General features: G+C 61.0%; 3 protein-coding genes and 1 pseudogene. 1 reads left to right on the forward strand and 3 read right to left on the reverse strand.

Annotated features, from left to right (window positions below; genetic code table 11):
• The 3 genes and pseudogenes from K359_RS66650 to K359_RS0147400 form a co-directional block, all read right to left on the reverse strand.
• Positions 1 to 199: SDR family NAD(P)-dependent oxidoreductase (locus K359_RS66650; protein ID WP_371261265.1), on the reverse strand; the 199-nt coding region annotated here is incomplete at its 3' end.
• A 1,131-nt stretch (positions 200 to 1,330) separates the two neighbouring features.
• Complete coding sequence (locus K359_RS0147395; protein ID WP_029085191.1) at positions 1,331 to 1,555, reverse strand: hypothetical protein; 225 nt, start codon at positions 1,553 to 1,555, stop codon at positions 1,331 to 1,333.
• A 40-nt stretch (positions 1,556 to 1,595) separates the two neighbouring features.
• Positions 1,596 to 2,363: pseudogene (locus tag K359_RS0147400) on the reverse strand (IS3 family transposase); the annotation flags it as partial.
• A 7-nt stretch (positions 2,364 to 2,370) separates the two neighbouring features.
• Between K359_RS0147400 and K359_RS65590 the strand changes: the two are divergent.
• A complete protein-coding gene (locus K359_RS65590; RefSeq protein ID WP_224497169.1) occupies positions 2,371 to 2,631 on the forward strand; it encodes a hypothetical protein in 261 nt (86 codons plus the stop codon).
• Positions 2,632 to 2,876 lie beyond the last annotated feature (245 nt).

Genomic DNA, 2,876 nt, shown 5'->3' on the forward strand with positions numbered 1-2,876 from the left:
CTTCTGTATGAAGAATATCAGTGATCACGACCCTGGCCCCCTCAGCCACCAGCAGGCGCGCATTAGCTGCCCCCATTCCGCGAGCCCCGCCGGTCACCAGAATGACCTTGTCGTTCACACGTCCCATAGTCGTTGGCTCGTTCCGTTGATCAATGGCGGTGCAGCGTCTTCCAGGCGACGAAGAGGACGCGAGGGTCATCCGTTATGACGCGCGAAGTGTCGAGAATGTGCGGAATGCTCTGTGTGAATCGCGGGTGCCTTCTTATCGACACGTCAATGCTAAGCGGACCAACCATTGATGCGCTGTTGGCGACGGACAGAAGTTAGCGGCGACGTGACGCAGGTGCCTGCCCGTGTCCTGCACAGGCACTGTCCCTCGTCGATATCACGCGCCGCTAACCTCAAGTGGCCAGCCACGGCCTCAAGTTGCGATGGTGGCCATGTCCAGGGGAGGGCGCCCCTGGGCATATCGAGGGTCTGCATTCTTCGTGCCAAAAAATGGTCCACAGTTCGCATTGTTTTGTGTGGGTTTTGTTCTCTTTCCGACTTGCGAACGTCGTGATGTTTGCACCCAGCCCTATTTACAGCGGCTTCATGTCGATCGTGGCGCCCCCGCAAGCATCGGCAGCGCAGGCAGTTTTGCTGCCAGTTTCGACACGATGAAAGACCTGGATTAACCGTCATCGGCGCTGCGTGGCGCCGTTGCATCCCTGCACGTCTGATCTCGCTCAGCTGTGTCCGGTCGATGACATGCATGTGGGGAACTGCAATCGAGGCGCAAACAGCTGTTCGGGGACCGCGGGTTGAAAGCGCAGCGTTTTGTCTCTGTTCAGGCGGAATGCCGGTACGATGGCTTGGCACGCTGGTTGCTGACGCATGTATGGCTCGGCTGCTCATATGCTCGCGCAACCCCCATGAGACAGCAAAGCCTCTTCGAAGCGCAAACTAGCGCGGGTGGCCCCTCCAGCCGCCCGCGCGCTTTTCCGCAGGCCGCCCGTGGAGATTATGCCATGAAAAGGCTTTGGAGAACGCCATAGAGGCGCTGAGGAGATGGTCTGAAGGCTAACTCGCAACCGGCATCGTACTTGCCGCGCTGGCAAAGCTTGAAGCGAGTAGGCCAACACCGAGGCTGCGTCCAGAACGGAAGCTCTCTGCCATCACGCGGATGCGCGCGTCAAAGCTACGCCCAGCAATCTCGGTCGACGGTCCCGCTGTCAATTTCCGGAAATCAAGCGGGTCGAAGTGTTAGAAGAGCGCGAGATCACCGCTTATCACGAGGCGGCGCATGCGGTGATTTCGCGCACTCGACACCGCGCCGCTCCCGGCGCCCCTAGCGATCGATGATCCCGGCAAGGATGGCTTTGACGCGCACGGAGACGGCCATGTAATTTTGTGCGGCTTTGATGGACTTGAGCCTTCCCGGATCTTTCTGTGCGATGTTGGGATCAGATAGGAGGCGCTGCAGCCGGACGCGGCGCCATGCCTGCACACGGCGGAGGCGCGGCAGGATCGCAGGCCGTGCGAAAGCGTCGATCCGCTCAAACCTGGTCGCCACGGCCTGTTCCCTCCAGGTCGCATGACCTTGCCCCCAAGTTTTATCCAGTCCTGAGTTCGCCCCGGCTGTTGGATTTGCCCGGTTGGGCGGTGGCAGCGGCGGGAGCTGGCGCGGAGCCCTCGGCATAGCGCAGCGCCAGCTCCCGCCGCAGGTGGCAGGTGAAGGCGAACTCGGACGGCGTCTTCCATCCGAGCTGCGAGTGTGGTCGTGCCTCGTTGTAATCGACCCGCCAGCATCCGAGCGCGACACGGGCCTGGGCCAACGACATGAACAGCGTCTCGTTCAACAGTTCATCGCGCAGCCGGCCGTTGAAGCTTTCAATGAAGGCATTCTGCATGGGCTTGCCCGGCGCGATGTAGTGCCATGCCACGCGGCTCTGATCAGCCCATGTCAGGATGGCGTTGCCGGTGAGCTCGCTGCCGTTGTCGCTGACCACCATCTTCGGCTTGCCGCGCTCAATCATCAGCCGGTCCAGCTCCCGCGCCACCCGGGTGCCCGAGAGCGAGGTGTCGGCCACCAGCGCCAGGCACTCGCGGGTGCAGTCGTCGACCACGGTGAGGATACGGAAGCGGCGACCATCGGTGAGCTGATCCGATACGAAGTCGAGCGACCAGCGGTCGTTCGGCGCCATCGGCACCGTCATCGGCGCCCGGGTCCCGATCGCCCGCCTGCGGCCGCCACGGCGACGCACCGCAAGCTTCTCTTCCCGGTAGAGCCGGAACAGCTTCTTGTGGTTGATCACATAGCCCTCCCGCTTGAGCAGAACGTGGAGGCGCCGATGGCCAAAGCGGCGGCGCTCGTGGGCGATCGCCGATTTGGCACTCGTGCGTTCCGAACAAAGCACGCAGCGCTTCTACAGCATGTCCGCGCAAATCCGGAAGGAGCGCAAAGCCTACTACGACATCCTTGAGCGAACCCGACGTGGCACGCTCGACATCACCAATTGGCTCGACTGGTTTCTCGGTTGCCTGGGTCGGGCTTTCGACGGCGCTGAGACGATCATCGGTAGCGTCTTGCAGAAGGCAGCGTTCTGGGAAAGCATGCCACGAGCGGCCTCAGCGATCGCCAGCAACTGATGCTAAATCGGCTGCTCGACGGACTTCCAGGGAAAGCTCACTTCGTCGAAGTAGGAAAAATTGCCAAGCTCTCGCAACCTACCGCAACGCGCGACATTAATGACTTGATCAAGCGGCATTCAAAAGACGCCGCAGGCGGTCGCAGCACCAGTTAGTCGCCCGTTAAGAAGCTTCCAGGCGACTGATCTGGAATCGTAATTTGGCTGGAATGACGTTCTGAGATTGCAAGGTTTTGGTGTTTTGTG

The organism is Bradyrhizobium sp. th-b2 (assembly GCF_000426785.1).
GTDB lineage: Bacteria > Pseudomonadota > Alphaproteobacteria > Rhizobiales > Xanthobacteraceae > Bradyrhizobium > Bradyrhizobium septentrionale.